The sequence below is a fragment of the Pseudomonas sp. NFACC51 genome (assembly GCF_900103575.1).
GTDB classification, from domain to species: Bacteria; Pseudomonadota; Gammaproteobacteria; order Pseudomonadales; family Pseudomonadaceae; genus Aquipseudomonas; species Aquipseudomonas fluorescens_Q.
On sequence record NZ_FMXH01000006.1, the window covers coordinates 66,719 to 82,740 of the forward strand.

The window sequence follows — 16,022 nt, forward strand, 5'->3', positions numbered from 1 at the left end:
AGTTTGATGAGGTTTTAACAATGGCTGAACGTCTGAATAACGACTTCCAGTTCATCGATGTCGGGCGCAAGGATCCGAAGAAGAAACTGTTGCGTCAACGCAAGAAAGAGTTCGTGGAAATCTACGAGCCTTTCAAACCCCAGCAGTCGGCCGACCAGGCCCACCGCTGCCTGGGTTGCGGTAACCCGTACTGCGAATGGAAGTGCCCGGTGCACAACTTCATTCCCAACTGGTTGAAACTGGTGGCCGAGGGCAACATCCTCCAGGCCGCCGAGCTGTCCCACCAGACCAACACCCTGCCGGAAGTCTGCGGCCGGGTGTGCCCGCAGGATCGCCTGTGCGAAGGGGCGTGCACCCTCAACGACGGTTTTGGCGCGGTGACCATCGGTTCGGTGGAGAAATACATCACCGACACCGCGTTCGCCATGGGCTGGCGTCCGGACATGTCCAAGGTCAAGCCGACCGGCAAGCGCGTGGCGATCATCGGTGCCGGCCCGGCGGGCCTGGGCTGTGCCGACGTGCTGGTGCGTGGCGGCGTGACCCCGGTGGTGTTCGACAAGAACCCGGAAATCGGCGGCCTGCTGACCTTTGGCATCCCCGAGTTCAAGCTGGAAAAGACCGTGCTGAGCAATCGTCGCGAAGTCTTCACCGGCATGGGCATCGAGTTCCGCCTGAACACCGAGGTGGGCAAGGACGTGACCATGGAGCAACTGCTCGAAGAATACGATGCGGTCTTCATGGGCATGGGCACCTACACCTACATGAAGGGCGGCTTTGCCGGTGAGGACTTGCCGGGCGTGTACGATGCCTTGGATTTCCTGATCGCCAACGTCAACCGCAACCTGGGCTTTGAAAAGTCGCCGGAAGATTTCGTCGACATGAAAGGCAAGAAGGTGGTGGTGCTGGGTGGTGGCGACACGGCGATGGACTGCAACCGCACCTCGATCCGCCAGGGCGCCAAGTCGGTGACCTGCGCCTACCGCCGTGACGAAGCCAACATGCCCGGCTCGCGCAAAGAGGTGAAGAACGCCAAGGAAGAAGGCGTGAAGTTCCTCTACAACCGCCAGCCGATCGCCATTGTCGGCGAAGACAAGGTCGAAGGCGTGAAGGTGGTCGAGACCCGTCTCGGCGAGCCGGACGCCCGTGGCCGCCGCAGTCCCGAGCCGATCCCCGGTTCCGAAGAGATCATCCCGGCCGACGCCGTGGTCATCGCCTTCGGCTTCCGCCCAAGCCCGGCGCCGTGGTTCGAGCAGTTCAGCATCCAGACCGACAGCCAGGGCCGCGTGGTGGCTCCGGAGCAGGGCCAGTACAAGCACCAGACCAGCAACCCGAAGATCTTCGCCGGTGGCGACATGGTCCGTGGTTCCGACCTGGTGGTAACGGCGATCTTCGAAGGCCGCAATGCGGCGGAAGGGATTCTGGATTATCTGGGCGTCTGACGACGCCAGCTGCGAGCTTTAAGCTGCAAGCCACAAGTTCGAAGCAGATGAGCTTGAGGCTTGTAGCTGATAGCTTGCAGCTGCTTCTATGCGACAAATTGCCCCGATAGATAAAAGGCACGGCTCTTGCCGTGCCTTTTGCGTCGCGCTCTGAGAAAATGCCCGCACTTTTTTTCCGGATGCCGACATGACTGCCCTGAAGAACGACCGTTTCCTTCGCGCCCTGCTCAAGCAACCCGTTGACGTCACCCCGGTGTGGATGATGCGCCAGGCTGGTCGCTACCTGCCGGAGTACCGCGCCAGCCGCGCCAAGGCCGGTGACTTCATGAGCCTGTGCATGAACCCACAGTTCGCCTGCGAAGTGACGATGCAGCCGCTGGATCGCTATCCGCAGCTGGACGCGGCCATCCTGTTCTCCGACATCCTGACCATTCCCGATGCCATGGGCCAAGGCTTGTACTTCGAGACCGGCGAAGGCCCGCGCTTCAAGAAAGTCGTCAGCACCCTGGCCGACATCGAGGCCTTGCCGATTCCCGATCCGCAGAAAGACCTGGGCTACGTCATGGACGCGGTCAGCACTATTCGCCGTGAGCTCAACGGTCGCGTGCCGCTGATCGGTTTCTCCGGCAGCCCATGGACCCTGGCCACCTACATGGTCGAAGGCGGCTCGTCGAAGGACTTCCGCAAGACCAAGGCGATGCTCTACGACAATCCGCAAGCCATGCACCTGCTGCTGGACAAGCTGGCCCAGTCGGTCACGTCCTACCTCAACGGGCAGATCCTGGCCGGTGCACAAGCGGTGCAGATCTTCGATACCTGGGGCGGCAACCTGTCGGCGGCGGCGTACCAGGAATTCTCCCTGGCCTACATGCGCAAGATCGTCAGTGGCCTGATCCGCGAGCACGAGGGTCGTAAAGTCCCGGTGATCCTGTTCACCAAGAACGGCGGCCTGTGGCTGGAAAGCATCGCCGATGCCGGCGCCGACGCCCTGGGCCTGGACTGGACCTGCGACATTGGCAACGCCCGCGAGCGTGTCGGTCACAAGGTTGCCCTGCAAGGCAACATGGACCCGACCGTGCTTTACGCCAAGCCTGAAGCCATCCGCGCAGAAGTCGGGCGCATCCTGGCCAGCTACGGCAGCGGCAGTGGCCATGTGTTCAACCTCGGCCATGGCATCACCCCGGAAGTCGACCCGGAACACGCCGGTGCTTTCCTGCGGGCGGTGCACGAGTTGTCGGCGCAGTACCACCAGTAATCGTTTTCCAGCGTCAACCCAGCCTGTCCGGACCCGTGCCGGACAGGCTTTTTTTCGCCTGTTTTTTTATCTATTAAATGCAAGGCGTCAGTTGTTTTGTCTGATGTGTCTGTTTGTTTTTGTTTGATAGTTATTTCTGTTCGTAAGAAGTTTCTCAAGCTATGTAAGAGAAATAGCTTCAGAGATCATTCCTTCTATTTTGAGAGATTTTTCCTACATAGGAACTGTTCAACTTTCTATAAGGTTCGGCGCTTGTTAGGTCTGGCGCTGAACGATCCGGCGCGCCTTTCAAGATGACGGTGATTCGTCTTTTCAATCTCGATGAGTAGTCTGGAACTTATATGAAAAATAACTTCAATAAGGGCAATGTATTAACGGGGTGTGCTTCGTCGTTAGTGCTGTTGTCGGCCATGGTGGCGTCCCAAGGTGTGCATGCACATGGTTTCGTCGAAGTGCCGCCTTCTCGTGCGCTGTTGTGCCAGAAAGGTGTCAACCTAAACTGCGGTGGCGCGCAATACGAGCCGCATAGTACCGGCGAGACCTTCAAGGGCTTCCCGAATGGAGCCGGTGGTGGGCCGCTGCAAGGCCCTATCGACGGCAAGATCGCCAGCGGCGGCAACGCCAACTTCTCCGCTCTTGATGCGCAATCGGCTTCGCGCTGGCATCTGACCGAAATCAGGGACCGCAACATTACCTTCCAATGGAAATACGACGCAGCGCACCGGACGAGCAAACACGAATACTTCATTACCCGCGACGGTTGGAAGCCGAACCAAGCGCTCAAGCGCTCCTCGTTCGACAGCACGCCGTTCTGTACGGTGGATGGCGGTCATCAAATTCCGGTAAGCGGTGCCCCGCACAACTGCGTCATTCCTGACAGTAAATCGGGTCATCACGTCATCCTCGCCGTCTGGACAGTGGGCGATACGGATAACGCGTTCTACAACCCGGTGGATGTGAACATTCTCGCCGAAGCCGCATTGCCGGGCGGCTGGTTGCCGGTGGGCAGCATTACGCCATCGACTCCGTTGCTGGCGGGTGACAAGGTCAAGGCCCGTGCATTCTCCGCCACCGGCGAAAATGCTGAGTACAGCGTAGAAATCAGTATCGACAACGCTGAAGAAGGCAAGCCTGAGAATTGGTCGTTCAAACTGGCCGAAGCCATTAACACCCATGCCCTGATTCGTGCCGGTATTCGTGGTGAAGACGGCAATATCGCGCCGGTCAAAGGTACCAACAGGCTGTACGCCCAGAAAGAAAGCGGTGTGACTGGCTATCAAGTGCAGTTGGACATGCAGGAAGACGCCAGCGCCAGCATGGAAATTTCTTCCCTGCAGCCAGAGTACGTGCTCGATAAAGGTCGGGTCAGCATGGCGTTCACCGCGCAGACAAACCGCCGAATGAACCTCGAAGCCGCACTGTTCGATGAGAAGAACAAGCAGGTCGGTACCGTCAGCCAGGCCGTGGGTGAAGGCAGTACCGGCCTGAGCCTGGACGTGCGCAGCGCCCCGGGCGCCCACACCCTGACGCTGGTGGGCACCACCGAAGATGGGCGTACCACGCGCCAGGAGACCCAGACCGTCACCCTGACCGGTGAGGGCGCCGGCATCGAGTACGACTTCGTGTTCCCTGAAGGCATCAGTGACTACACCGCCGGCACGAAAGTGCTGCAGCCCAAGACTGACGAAGTCTTCGAGTGCAAGCCGTTCCCGGCGTCCGGCTACTGCAAGCAGTACAGCCCGACCTCGAACGGTTTTGAACCGGGTGTCGGTGCCTCCTGGCAAAGCGCCTGGGACAAGCTGTAAGTCCTGACAGGCATGGCTTCAGGCGGCCCACCGGGTTGCCTGAAGCCTTCAAGCGAGGGCGCGATGATGCATTCCAATTATTCCAAGCGACGGGTGCTGCTGCACTGGCTGTCGGCGGTGATTATTTTATGGACGTTGGTGTCCGGTTTTTATGTGGCTTTCAACCCGGTGTCAGCTTCGACCGAACACTGGATCGGCTCACTCAATGTGTCGTTGACCACGCTGTTCATTCCGTTTTTCGTGTGGCGGGCCTGGCTGTTTTTTTGTGAGCTGGAGCCCCGTGGGGCAGCGCTTTCATTGAACAAGAAGCTGGCCTTGGTGGTGCATGCGCTGATCTACCTGACCATCAGCGTCGTGCTGGTGACCGGCGTACTGATGATGAAAAGCACCATCAGTGTCTTCGGCCTTGTTCGCTTTCCTCAACCATTGGCTGATCCGGCGCTGATCGAACTGGCCAACACCCTCCATAGCCTGTCTTGCGTGGTGCTTTCGATGCTGATTGCGCTGCACCTGTGCGCGGTGCTCTGGCATGAGTTTTCCGGGCGCAGGGTGGTACGACGCATGTCTTTCGCCAAGCCAACTGGCGCGATGAGCCGGAGAGCGCAAAGGTGAGCCTGTCTTTCCTTGGCCGCCGCCTGCCGAGGCTGCTGCTGGTGCTCGTGCCGCTGCTTTACGGGATATTGCTGGCCGGACAAGAGTGGCGCTTTCACCAGGGTTTGGGTCGTGATGTGCCGGTGCCGGCGGACCCGCCGATGGTTCCGGTTCGTGACCGGCCCAACGTGCAAGCCGTGGCGACCGTGCTTGGCCTGGCGCCTGAAGGTGCCCAGGCGCCAAGCGCCGAACCGATTACGTTGCAGGCCAGTTTTGTCGCCGGCCAAGGTTTGTCGCGGGCATTGTTGGCGGACGCCGCCGGCCCGCGCATTTACCAGGTGGGTGAGCGCTTGCCCGGTGGCAGCGTGCTGCGTCGGGTCGAAGCCGGCCATGTGACGTTGTGGCGCAACGGACGTGAAGAGCGCCTTTCCCTGCAACAAGACGCCAAGCCCTTGCTGCGCCGATTGACCCCCGAAGACGGGCACCATGCCACGCTTGTTTCCACGCAATACCTACGCCCGGTGGCCGGGCAATCAGAGTGATCGAATTCATGAACAGCTTTATCCGGGGCCGTGTAGCACGCGTCCTGTTCGGCCTTGCAGTGGTGTGTCCACTGACGTTTCCCGTTTCGCTGCGAGCCGAGGAGGCCCAGTGGCAACTGGCGATGAACAACGCGGAACTGCGCGACGTGGTCGAGGAATTCTCGGCGATCCTGGGCAAGACCGTGGTGCTCGATCCCCGGGTGTCAGGGCGCATTACGGTCATGTCCCGTCAAGCGCTGGACCGCGAGGGGGTACGTCGGTTGTTCTATTCGGTACTCGATGCACACAACTTCACCGTGATCGACGAAGGCGAGCGGATCCTGATCACCCCGGTCAGCGATGCCAAGACGCGTGCCGGTATCGCCGACGAACAAAGCGCCACACCGTCGCAGTTCATCACCCGGGTCCTCGACCTGCAATCGAGTGTCGCTGCCGACGTCGCCGGGCTGATCCGCCCCTTGGTATCGGCCAATGGTTACGTCGGCCCTTCGGTCTCGTCCAACGCCTTGGTGGTCACCGACACGGCGGCCAACGTCCAGCGTATCGCCGGCGTGGTGCAACGGTTGGATTCAGGACGCAACCGCAATCACGTGGTGGTGCGCTTGAAGCACGCCCAGGCCGGGGACATCGCCCCACTCGTGGAAGCCTCCGGCGGCAAGCGCGAGGGGGAAACGGCGGGCGTGGTGATCGCCGATGCCCGCAGCAACCGGCTGGTGATCATCGGCGCGCCAGCGGTGCGTCAACGCCTGGTCGACCTGGCCCGGACCCTGGACGTGCCGGCAGCAGCTTCCCAGGACAACGCGCGGGTCATCCGTCTGCGTCACAGCGATGCCAAACAGTTGGCCGAGGTCCTGGAAGGTGTCGGGCAGGATAGGAAAACCACGCCGGTCCTCGCTGGCCAACGGGAAACCGCGGGGGCCAGCCCCTTCAGGATCAAGGCCGATGAAAGCCAGAATGCCTTGGTCCTGATCGCCGAGCCGGCCCAGGTCCGTATCATCGAGAACATCGTCCGGGAGCTGGACCAACCCCGGGCCCAGGTGCTCATTCATGCGGCCATCGTCGAGGTGAGCGGAGATATTTCCGAAGCGCTGGGGGTGCAGTGGGGACTCAAGAGCGGCAGCGCGACAGGTGGCATCAATTTCCCGGGAACTGACATTCCGATCGTCGGCCTGGACTTCAATAAGCTGGATAAAAAGACTGAAGGCGCATTCCTGCGGCTGGGCGGTGACCGCTTCAGTGCGCTGGTTTCGGCGCTGGCGAGCGATACTCACAGCAACCTGCTTTCCACCCCCAGCCTGCTCACCCTGGATAACCAGGAAGCGGAAATCATCGTGGGCCAGAACGTCCCGTTCAAAACGGGTTCCTATGCCACCAGCGGCAACGGTGCGGACAATCCGTTCACCACCGTGGAGCGCAAGGACGTCGGCATCAGCCTCAAGGTCAAGCCTTACATCAACGAAGGCTCGACCTTGCGTCTTGAAGTCGAGCAGGAAGTTTCGGACATCGCACCGTCTGTTTCCGGAGTCGATTCCTCCGATCTGATCACCAACAAGCGCGCCTTGAAGAGCACGATCCTGGCGGACGATGGCGAGATCATCGTGATCGGCGGCCTGATCCGCGACAGTGTCCGCAGCCAGCAAAGCGGTGTGCCGCTGCTGCGCAGTATTCCCTACTTGGGCGCGTTGTTTCGCTGGAACCGCGACACCCAGACCAAAAGCAACTTGATGGTGTTCCTGCGCCCGACCATCGTGCGCAGCAGCGAAGACCTGGCCGATGTGAGTCGCCAGCGCTACGACGCGCTCCGGGAGCTGAGCAAACCCGGCTCGCGGAAAAACAACTCGCTGCTCTTGCCCCGGGATGCCCGCCAGTTGTTCGACTCATCCAAGGATGCATCAGCGGCCGATTCGCAACAGCGTGCGGGGGCCTTGTGACTGAACCGCAGGCCCCGTTGCCCTTTGGTTTCGCCAGACGTTTCGGTGTGCTGCTCGAAGGCGAGGGGCCGACCTTGAGCCTGGTGATGCGCGGCGACACGCCCCTGACCGCCGTGGCCGAAGTGCGGCGCCTGTGCGGGCGGGATTTGCCCATCCAGGTGCTGGAACCGACGCTGTTCGCCGCGCGCCTGGCCAGCGTCTATCGCCAGGGCCAGAGTGCCGCCGAGCAGGTGGCCCAGGGCCTGGACGAAGAGCTGGACCTGCTCAGCCTGGCCGACCAAATGCCGCAGACTACCGACTTGCTGGAGCAACAAGGTGATGCGCCGATTATCCGGCTGATCAACGCGCTGCTCAGCGAGGCAGTCCGCGAACAGGCCTCGGACGTGCACCTGGAAACGTTCGAGCAATACCTGTCGGTGCGCATGCGCATCGACGGGCAGTTGCAGGAAATGCTGCGCCCGCGCCGGGAACTGGCGAACCTGCTGGTGTCGCGGATCAAGGTCATGGCCCGTTTGGACATCGCCGAAAAGCGCGTACCCCAGGATGGGAGAATGGCCTTGCGCCTGGCCGGCCATGAAGTCGATGTACGGGTCTCCACGTTGCCTTCGGCCCATGGCGAGCGCGTGGTGTTGCGCTTGCTCGACAAGCAGGCCGGGCGTTTGGATCTGCATCGCCTGGGCCTGCCCGACGACACCCTCGCCGACCTGCGGCTATTGCTCGGCAAACCCCACGGCATCGTGTTGGTGACCGGTCCCACGGGTTCGGGCAAGACCACCAGCCTGTACGCGGCCTTGAGCAGCATCAACGACCAGAGTCGCAACATCCTCACCGTCGAAGACCCCATCGAATATCACCTGCCGGGCATCGGCCAGATGCCGGTCAACCCGAAGGTCGACATGACATTCGCCCGTGGTTTGCGGGCTATTTTGCGCCAGGACCCGGACGTGGTGATGGTCGGCGAGATACGCGACCGCGAGACCGCCGAAATCGCCGTCCAGGCGTCGCTGACGGGCCACCTGGTGCTCTCGACCCTGCACACCAATACCGCCGTCGGCGCGGTCACGCGGCTGGTGGACATGGGCGTGGATGCGTATCTGCTGGCGTCGTCCCTGGCCGGCATCGTCGCCCAGCGCTTGTTGCGGGCCTTGTGCCCGTCCTGCAAGACGCCTTATGTGGCCGACGCCGCTACGTGTCGGCGCCTGGGCCTCGATGCCGGTGCCGCGCCCCGGTTGTTCAAGGCCCAGGGCTGCGAGCAATGCCAGAAGGGTTATCGCGGACGTTTTGGTATCTATGAGTTGGTGAATGTCAGCGCCGCCCTGTCGCAACTGATTCATCAGGGCGCCACCGAGCAGGCGCTGGCCGCCGAGGCGCGCAAGACCTCCCGCAGCCTGTTTCAGGACGGTCGCCAGCGGGTGCTGGAAGGCCTGACCAGCGTCGACGAACTGCTGCGCATTACCCAGGAGGATTAGCACCATGCCGACCTTCGACTATCGGGCCGAGGACGCCCAGGGCCGCCGCTGCAAGGGCCGTGTGGAAGCCGACAGCCCGCGCCATGCTCGCCAGTTGCTGCGCGAGCGCGGCTTGCTGCCCAGCGAACTGCTTGCAGCGAAGGAACCGCGAACCCTGGGTGGGTGGCACGCCGGAACGTGGTTGAGCCCGGCAGATCTGGCATTGCTGACGTTGCAGTTGTCCACCTTGATCCAGGCCGGCCTGCCCCTCGAAGAATCCCTGGGAGCGGTGGCGCAACAGAGCCAGAAGCGCCGTGTCGCCCACCTGCTGGCGGCGGTGCGCAGCCGGGTGATGGAAGGCCACGCATTGGCGACGGCCCTGAGGGCCTTTCCCCAGGCGTTTCCCGAGCTGTTCTGCGCCACCGTTGCCGCCGGCGAGCAATCCGGCCACTTGGGCCAGGTGCTGGAGCAATTGGCGACCTACACCCAGGCGCGCCAGGCGTCGCGCCAGCGCATTCAACTGGCGTTGGTGTACCCACTGATTCTGATGCTGGCCTGCGTCGCGATTGTCGCGTTCCTGCTGGGCTACGTGGTGCCGGATGTGGTGAAGATTTTCGTCGACAGTGGCCAGCCGTTGCCTTGGCTGACTCAGGCGCTGATTGCGATGAGCGACGGCTTGCGTCGCTACGGTCTGCTGTTGCTCGGGGCCCTGGCCGGGCTGCTCGGGCTGTGGCGCTGGAGCCTGCGCCAACCGGCGTGGCGCCTGCGTTGGCACCGCTTGTTGCTCAGGTTGCCGTTGTTGGGCGAGGTGCTGCGGGCAATGGAAGCGGCCCGTTTCGCCAGCACCTTGGCGATCCTGAGCAAAAGCGCGGTGCCGCTGGTGGAGGCCTTGCACATCGCCGCCCAGGTGATCGGCAACCTGACCATTCGCGCACGCATGGCCGACGTGGCCCGTTCGGTCCGCGAGGGCGGCACCCTGACCCGTGGCCTGGAACTGGGCGGGGATATCCCGCCGCTGATGCTGCACATGATCGCCAGCGGTGAACGAGCTGGCGAACTCGACAGCATGTTGGCCCGCGCCGCCGAACAACAAGAGGCCAGCCTCGCGGCACGCATCGCGCTGGTGGTGAGCCTTTTCGAACCGGCCATGTTGGTGCTGATGGGCGGCGTCGTGCTGCTGATCGTCATGGCCATTCTGCTTCCTATCTTGAGCCTCAACCAATTGGTGAATTGACCCATGACACTTCAAAACAACCGACCGGTACGCCCCCAGCGTGGTTTCACCCTGATCGAAATCATGGTGGTGGTGGTCATTATCGGCATCCTCGGCGCCATCGTCGTGCCGCAGTTTATGAGCCGGCCTGACCAGGCCAAGGTCACGGCCGCGCGCACTGATATCCAGGCGATTGCCACGGCCCTGGAAATGTACCGTCTCGACAATGCTCAATATCCTTCGACCCAGCAGGGCCTGGAGGCGTTGAGCAAGCGTCCTTCCGGTACGCCAGCCGCGAAAAACTGGAACCCCCAGGGGTATCTGAAGAGCCAGCCGGTCGACCCTTGGGGCACGCCCTATCAGTACCTCAATCCTGGCCTCAAGGCGCTCGATGGCGGTTACGACCTGTACTCGCTGGGTGCCGACGGCCTGCTGGGCGGCGAGGGCTTTGCTGCCGACATCGGCAATTGGGCTGAGTGAACATGAGCCGTGATTCTCGGGGTTTCACCTTGCTGGAACTGATGGTCGTCATTGTGTTGATCGGGAGCGTGATGGGCATGGTCAGCCTGGCTATCGGCCCGAGCCCGACGCGTGAGGCCCGGCAGCAAGCCCAGGACTTCATCCGCGTGGTGCAGCAGTTGCGCGAACGCGCGGTATTGGATGGGCTGGAATATGGGGTACGTGTACAGCCTCGCGGCTATCAGGCGTTGCGACTCGAGTCTCAGGGGTGGACAGCGGTGTCGGCGTCGCAACGGCTGCCTGAAAGCCTGACGCTTGGGTTGGAGCAGGACGGCCATGCCGTGGCGCTCGATGATGCCCGAGGTCCACCACAGTTGCTGATGCTCAGCAGTGACGAGATCAGTCCGTTCAGGTTGCTCATCAAAGTTGCTGGCCAGACGATTTCCCAGGTCGTGAGTGACGGCTTGGCGCAGCCGCTGATCGATGGCTGACGCTCGCAGGCTGGCCGCCGATTGCCAGGGGTTCACCTTGTTGGAAGTCATGGTCGCGCTGGCGATTTTCGCCACGTTGGCGGCTGCGGTGCTGTCGGCCAGTCAGTTCGTGCTCAAGCAAAGCGCCGGGCTTGAGGACCGTCTGTTCGGCGCCTGGCTGGCGGACAACCAGCTCAGCGAGCTCCGTCTGCAAGCCGCTACGCCACTGGGCCAACAGCGCCTGGCCCGGCACCTGGATCAGCGCGATTGGATTTTGCAACAGCGTGTCGCCGCGGCCCGCGACCCGCGTCTGCTCCGGGTCGAGATCCAGGTCAGCCGGGCCAGCAGCCCAGCAGTCGTGCACCGCACCACGGGATGGGTCCGCGACCGTCATGAATAGACAATCGGGCTTCACCTTGTTGGAGCTGGTGATTGCCATCGCCATTTTTGCCTTGCTCGGCCTGGCCAGTTGGCGCCTGTTCGACGGCGTGGTGCGTACCCAGCAGGGCGCCGGCCAGCATGAGCGCGAAGTCAGGGCCTTACAGCGTGCGGTGGGGGTGATCGAACGGGATGTGTGGCAGGCCGTTGCTGGTTCCACCGTGCTCGCGTCAGGGCGCCTGCAATTGCAGCGTAGCCATTGGCCCAATCCGCTGGACCAGCCACGCAGCGAGCGGCAAACGGTGAACTATCGACTCGAGGCAGCGGTGTTGTGGCGCGACAGTCGCGGTGAAGGGCCGGTCATCGTGCAACAGCAGAAATTGCTCGAGGACGTACGCAGCCTGAGCTGGCGTGTATTCGATGCGCAACGAGGCTGGCATGACGAAACCGTGCGCGGCAACGCGCCACTGGCGTTGGAGCTGGTGATTTCCACGGGGCGTTTCCAGCAGATCCGCCGCGTGCTGTTGTTGCCGGGGGCGTTGCCGTGAGCCGGCAACGAGGCGTGGCGCTGATCAGTGTGTTGTTGGTCCTGAGCCTGGCGCTGCTTTTCACCGCTGGCATGCTGCGCAGTCATCGCCTGTTGTTGCAGAGCAGCGCTCAGCAGTTGCAGCACGTCCAACTGCGTCAATTGGGGCTGGCCGCTGAAGCCTGGGCGCAGGCGGTGTTGGAAGGTAGCGCGATAACTTCGTCCGGGCCGGTAGACCTGAGCCAGGATTGGGCTCGGCTCAAACCTGCATTCGAGATGGAGGACGCCGAGGTTCACATCGATATCGAGGATTTGTCCGGGCGCCTGAACCTTAATGCGCTGCTGGCTCAGGGCCAGACCGATCAAGTTACCCTCGGTCGTTGGAGGCGATTGTTGGCGTTGCTGGAGCTACCCGCGCTGTCATTGCCCCAGGTCGGCTCGGTGCAGGAGTTGAGTCAACTGCGCCTGTTGCCGGGCATCGACGGTCAGACGCTGCGGCGCCTGGAGCCTTGGGTGGTGGTGTTGCCCAGGGACGCCCTGGTGAATATCAATACCGCGCCGCTGCCAGTGTTGATGAGCCTGGACGGCATGGAGGATGAGGTGGCCAAGGTGTTGATCAACCAGCGTCGCCATCAGCCATACGCCAGTGTGCAGGCCTTCACCAATGACCCGCTTTTATCCGGGGTGGGCATCGGCAGCCATGGCCTGGGCGTGAGCAGCCGCTGGTTCCGAATCACCGTGAGCGTGACCCGTGCCGATAGCCGTCTGCGCCTGGCCTCGGACATCGAGCGCGACCCCGTTAGCGGACGCTGGACGGTGGCTCAGCGTCGTTTTTTACCCATCAGCCCCAGCGAGTCCCTGAGATGAAAACCTGGCTTTACCTGACAGCCGACGGCATGGATGAGCCTTGCGTCAACTGGCCGTGTTGCGTGTGGTCGCCCACGGGCGAACGACGCAGCCTGCCCTTGCATGAAGCCGCCCGCGAGTTGAATGGGCGAGTCGTCGATGTGCTGTTGCCGATGGAAATGTGCAGTTGGCTGCGCAGCGATCCGTGGCCCTCTGGACGCCAGCCGCGACCCCAGGCCCTCGCATTCGCCATCGAAGAACAACTGAGTGAAAATCTGGAGGCGTTGCACATCAGCGTTGGCGCGCGGGACCGACAGCAGCGCTACCCGCTGATGGTGACCGAGCGAGGCCGGTTCCAGGCACTGCTGGCGCTGCTGGCTGCGCAAGGCGTCGATGTACGGGCGATGCATGTCGACGCGGACCTGCTTCCCCATGACAAGGCTTTTGCGGTGCGTTGGTTCGGTCGCTGGCTGTTGGGCGGGGCATTACCGGCGCGAGTGTCGCTGTCGGCCCGGGCCCTGGCAACGCTCAAGCCGGACCTGCCCGAAGAGATTCACTGGCTGGACGAGGGACGCGATCGTGAAGGCATCGATGAGTGGCTGCTCTGCGCTGGCGGACATCCCATCGACCTGATGCAGGGTGAGTTCCGTCGACGTCGCCAGCCGCTGCCGTGGCGTGGTGTGGCGGTTACTGCGTTGGGATTGCTATTGCTCACCTGGGCATTCAGCGAGGGCCGCATACGATTTCTTGAAAGCGAAAGCCGTCATCTGTATGCCCAGGGCGAGCAGCGATTCAGGTCGCTGTATCCCGAGCAAACCCGGATCGTCGACCTGGCGGCGCAGTTCCAGGCGTTGCAAAGTCATCGCGGGCGAAGCCAGGACACACAGGTCGCTCGTCTGGTCCGTCTGACGGAGCAGGTCATTGGTGCGAGCAGCGTCGAAGTGCAGCGCATCGATTTTCGTGAAGACGAAGGTTGGAAAATCCAGCTCACCGCCACCAGTTTCGTCGAGCTTGAGCAACTGCGCGAGCGGGGGCAGCAAACCGGACTGCCCGTCACCCTCGGCAGCGCCAGCAAGCAGAACAACCGCGTGCAGGCCATCCTCACCCTGGAGAACAGTTGATGAACTTCAATAGCTTGATACTGGCCTGGGGGAGGCTGTCACGCCGTGAGCAACAATTGTTGCTGGGCCTTGTCGGGCTGCTGCTGGTGGTCGTGGTCTACACATCGATCTGGCAACCTGTCCGGCAACGGCTGGATGTCGCCGAGCGACAGTACCGCCAACAGGCCGAGCTGCACGCACGAATCCAGCGCGCCGAGCCCGCCCGGGATCTAACCACCGCCACACGGCCCTTGTCGGTGCGCGTCAATGATAGTGCGGCCGCGACGGGGTTGGAAATAGCTGAAATGGAGGTCGATGGCGATTCGTTGCGACTGGCCGTCAGTGGCGATGCCAATCAATTGCTCCAGTGGCTGGATCAACAAGAGCGGGAGGGCGCGACGCTGCAGTCGTTGACTCTGGAAGCACGTAATAGTGTGTTGGAGGCGCGGGTGGTGTTGCGTCAATGAGCGATCGAGTACACAGCCATTTTGGCCTGAAGCATGGGGTTTTTGTGGCGAGGGAGCTTGCTCCCGCTCGACTGCGCAGCAGTCGTAAAGCGGTTTGCAGGGTTCACCTGTTGCTCCGCGGCGTCTGGTTCTGGGGTGGCTGCGCCACCCAGCGGGAGCAAGCTCCCTCGCCACAAAGTATTCGCTCTGTCCCTGGTTTGGGTCGTGAACTCGTGATGGCTAAACCTGAACATTCCCCGGCAACAACGGTAACTTCGCCAGTTTCACCGCCACCAGCAACGCCACCACCAGCAAGGTGCCGATGAACAGACCGACACCGTTCCACCCGCCCAAGTGCCAGGCCACGCCGCCCGCCGTACCTGCGACACTCGATCCGGCGTAATAGCTGAACAGGTAAAGCGACGACGCCTGGCCCTTGGCTTTGAGGGCGCGGCGGCCGATCCAACTGCTGGCGACCGAGTGGGCGCCGAAGAAGCCGAAGGTGAACACCAGCATGCCCAGCACGACCAACCACAACGGCGTGGCCATGGTCAGCGCGAGGCCGGCCAGCATCAGCGCGATGGTCGCCCAGAGCATTTTGCGTCGGCCGAGTTTGTCCGCCAGTGCGCCGATTTTTGCCGAGCTGTAGATGCCCGACAGGTACACCACCGACAGCAACCCGACAAAGGCCTGATCCAAGTGATAAGGCTCGGCCAGCAGGCGGTAACCGATGTAGTTGAACAGGGTGACGAACGCGCCCATCAAGACGAAGGCTTCGAGAAACAGCAGCGGCAAGCCGGCGTCGCGAAAGTGCATGATGAAACCGTCCAGCAGGCTACGCGGGTGCAGCGAGCGAGGACGGAAGTTGCGCGACTCGGGGAGAATCCTCCAGAACACCGCCGCCGCGATCAAGGCCAGGCCACCGATCACCAGCATCGCGGTGTGCCAGCTGACAAAGTCGATCAAGACCCCGGTGATCAGGCGCCCGCACATCCCGCCGATGGCGTTGCCGGCGATGTACAGCCCCATCGCCAGGCCAATGTGCTTGGGATGGATTTCTTCGCTCAGGTAGGTCATCGCGACTGCAGCCAAGCCGCTCAAAGACAGCCCCACCAGGGCGCGTAGCAGCAGCACGCCGTGCCAGGTCGGCATCATGGCACTGGCGATCGTGCACACCGATGCGGCGAACAGCGCCGCGACCATCACTGGCTTGCGACCAATGCGGTCGGAAATCGGGCCGGTAATCAACAGGCCGATGGCGAGCAAGCCGGTCGCGACCGACAGGATCAGGCTGCTCTGCGCCGCATTGATGGAGAACTCCGTGGACAACAGCGGCATCATCGGTTGCACGCAATACAACAGGGCGAACGTTGCAAAGCCGCCGCTGAACAGTGCCAGCACCGTGCGCATGAACATGGGCGTGCCTTTTTCGATGTAGATGTCCTTCAGTTCGGCGACGACCTCATCTTGCACACGAGGTGGGATTTCATGGGCCAGTGGAGCGACAGCAGTTTTCACGTTGAACCTCGAACGAGCACGGCCAGGCAGGCATTGAAAAAAGCATATAGCCGGC

16 protein-coding genes are annotated in these 16,022 nt (G+C 62.2%); 15 read left to right on the forward strand and 1 reads right to left on the reverse strand.

Annotated features, from left to right (window positions below):
- Positions 1 to 20 precede the first annotated feature (20 nt).
- The 15 genes from BLT00_RS13820 to gspM all read left to right on the forward strand — a co-directional run bounded on the left by BLT00_RS13820 (position 21) and on the right by gspM (position 14,470).
- Positions 21 to 1,439 (forward strand): FAD-dependent oxidoreductase, encoded by a 1,419-nt coding sequence (locus BLT00_RS13820; protein ID WP_039592434.1) that lies wholly within the window; start codon positions 21 to 23, stop codon positions 1,437 to 1,439.
- A gap of 187 nt (positions 1,440 to 1,626) precedes the next feature.
- Positions 1,627 to 2,694 carry a uroporphyrinogen decarboxylase gene (hemE, locus tag BLT00_RS13825; RefSeq protein WP_063323298.1) on the forward strand — a complete coding sequence of 356 codons (1,068 nt, stop codon included), beginning with the start codon at positions 1,627 to 1,629 and terminating at the stop codon, positions 2,692 to 2,694.
- A 341-nt stretch (positions 2,695 to 3,035) separates the two neighbouring features.
- Positions 3,036 to 4,499: an N-acetylglucosamine-binding protein GbpA gene (gbpA, locus tag BLT00_RS13830; protein ID WP_092146780.1), complete on the forward strand. Its 1,464-nt coding sequence runs from the start codon at positions 3,036 to 3,038 to the stop codon at positions 4,497 to 4,499.
- A gap of 66 nt (positions 4,500 to 4,565) precedes the next feature.
- Positions 4,566 to 5,111, forward strand: coding sequence for a cytochrome b (locus BLT00_RS13835; RefSeq protein WP_092146814.1), 546 nt, complete (start codon positions 4,566 to 4,568; stop codon positions 5,109 to 5,111).
- The gene (locus BLT00_RS13840; protein ID WP_092146778.1) at positions 5,108 to 5,632 is read left to right on the forward strand and encodes a type II secretion system protein N; all 525 of its coding nucleotides are present in this window, start codon (positions 5,108 to 5,110) and stop codon (positions 5,630 to 5,632) included. The genes BLT00_RS13835 and BLT00_RS13840 overlap by 4 nt, the downstream gene beginning before the upstream one ends.
- 8 nt (positions 5,633 to 5,640) lie before the next feature.
- Positions 5,641 to 7,563: a type II secretion system secretin GspD gene (gene gspD / locus BLT00_RS13845; protein ID WP_175456238.1), complete on the forward strand. Its 1,923-nt coding sequence runs from the start codon at positions 5,641 to 5,643 to the stop codon at positions 7,561 to 7,563.
- Positions 7,560 to 9,032, forward strand: coding sequence for a type II secretion system ATPase GspE (gene gspE, locus BLT00_RS13850; RefSeq protein ID WP_092146775.1), 1,473 nt, complete (start codon positions 7,560 to 7,562; stop codon positions 9,030 to 9,032). The genes gspD and gspE overlap by 4 nt, the downstream gene beginning before the upstream one ends.
- A gap of 4 nt (positions 9,033 to 9,036) precedes the next feature.
- The gene (gene gspF, locus BLT00_RS13855; RefSeq protein WP_092146773.1) at positions 9,037 to 10,245 is read left to right on the forward strand and encodes a type II secretion system inner membrane protein GspF; all 1,209 of its coding nucleotides are present in this window, start codon (positions 9,037 to 9,039) and stop codon (positions 10,243 to 10,245) included.
- 3 nt (positions 10,246 to 10,248) lie between these two features.
- Positions 10,249 to 10,704: a type II secretion system major pseudopilin GspG gene (gspG, locus tag BLT00_RS13860; RefSeq protein WP_092146771.1), complete on the forward strand. Its 456-nt coding sequence runs from the start codon at positions 10,249 to 10,251 to the stop codon at positions 10,702 to 10,704.
- 2 nt (positions 10,705 to 10,706) lie between these two features.
- Positions 10,707 to 11,174, forward strand: a complete 468-nt coding sequence (gene gspH / locus BLT00_RS13865) for a type II secretion system minor pseudopilin GspH (protein WP_092146769.1) — start codon at positions 10,707 to 10,709, stop codon at positions 11,172 to 11,174.
- Positions 11,167 to 11,553, forward strand: coding sequence for a type II secretion system minor pseudopilin GspI (gene gspI / locus BLT00_RS13870; protein ID WP_092146767.1), 387 nt, complete (start codon positions 11,167 to 11,169; stop codon positions 11,551 to 11,553). The genes gspH and gspI overlap by 8 nt, the downstream gene beginning before the upstream one ends.
- Entirely contained in the window at positions 11,546 to 12,079 is a 534-nt protein-coding gene (locus BLT00_RS13875) for a type II secretion system protein GspJ (RefSeq protein WP_092146765.1), read from the forward strand. The genes gspI and BLT00_RS13875 overlap by 8 nt, the downstream gene beginning before the upstream one ends.
- Positions 12,076 to 12,924: a type II secretion system protein GspK gene (locus BLT00_RS13880; protein WP_092146763.1), complete on the forward strand. Its 849-nt coding sequence runs from the start codon at positions 12,076 to 12,078 to the stop codon at positions 12,922 to 12,924. The genes BLT00_RS13875 and BLT00_RS13880 overlap by 4 nt, the downstream gene beginning before the upstream one ends.
- Complete coding sequence (gspL, locus tag BLT00_RS13885; RefSeq protein ID WP_092146761.1) at positions 12,921 to 14,024, forward strand: type II secretion system protein GspL; 1,104 nt, start codon at positions 12,921 to 12,923, stop codon at positions 14,022 to 14,024. The genes BLT00_RS13880 and gspL overlap by 4 nt, the downstream gene beginning before the upstream one ends.
- A complete protein-coding gene (gspM, locus tag BLT00_RS13890) occupies positions 14,024 to 14,470 on the forward strand; it encodes a type II secretion system protein GspM (protein WP_092146759.1) in 447 nt (148 codons plus the stop codon). The genes gspL and gspM overlap by 1 nt, the downstream gene beginning before the upstream one ends.
- A 219-nt stretch (positions 14,471 to 14,689) precedes the next feature.
- Here gspM and BLT00_RS13895 read toward each other — a convergent pair whose 3' ends face one another.
- Entirely contained in the window at positions 14,690 to 15,865 is a 1,176-nt protein-coding gene (locus BLT00_RS13895; protein ID WP_259332380.1) for an MFS transporter, read from the reverse strand.
- Between the last annotated feature and the right edge of the window lie 157 nt (positions 15,866 to 16,022).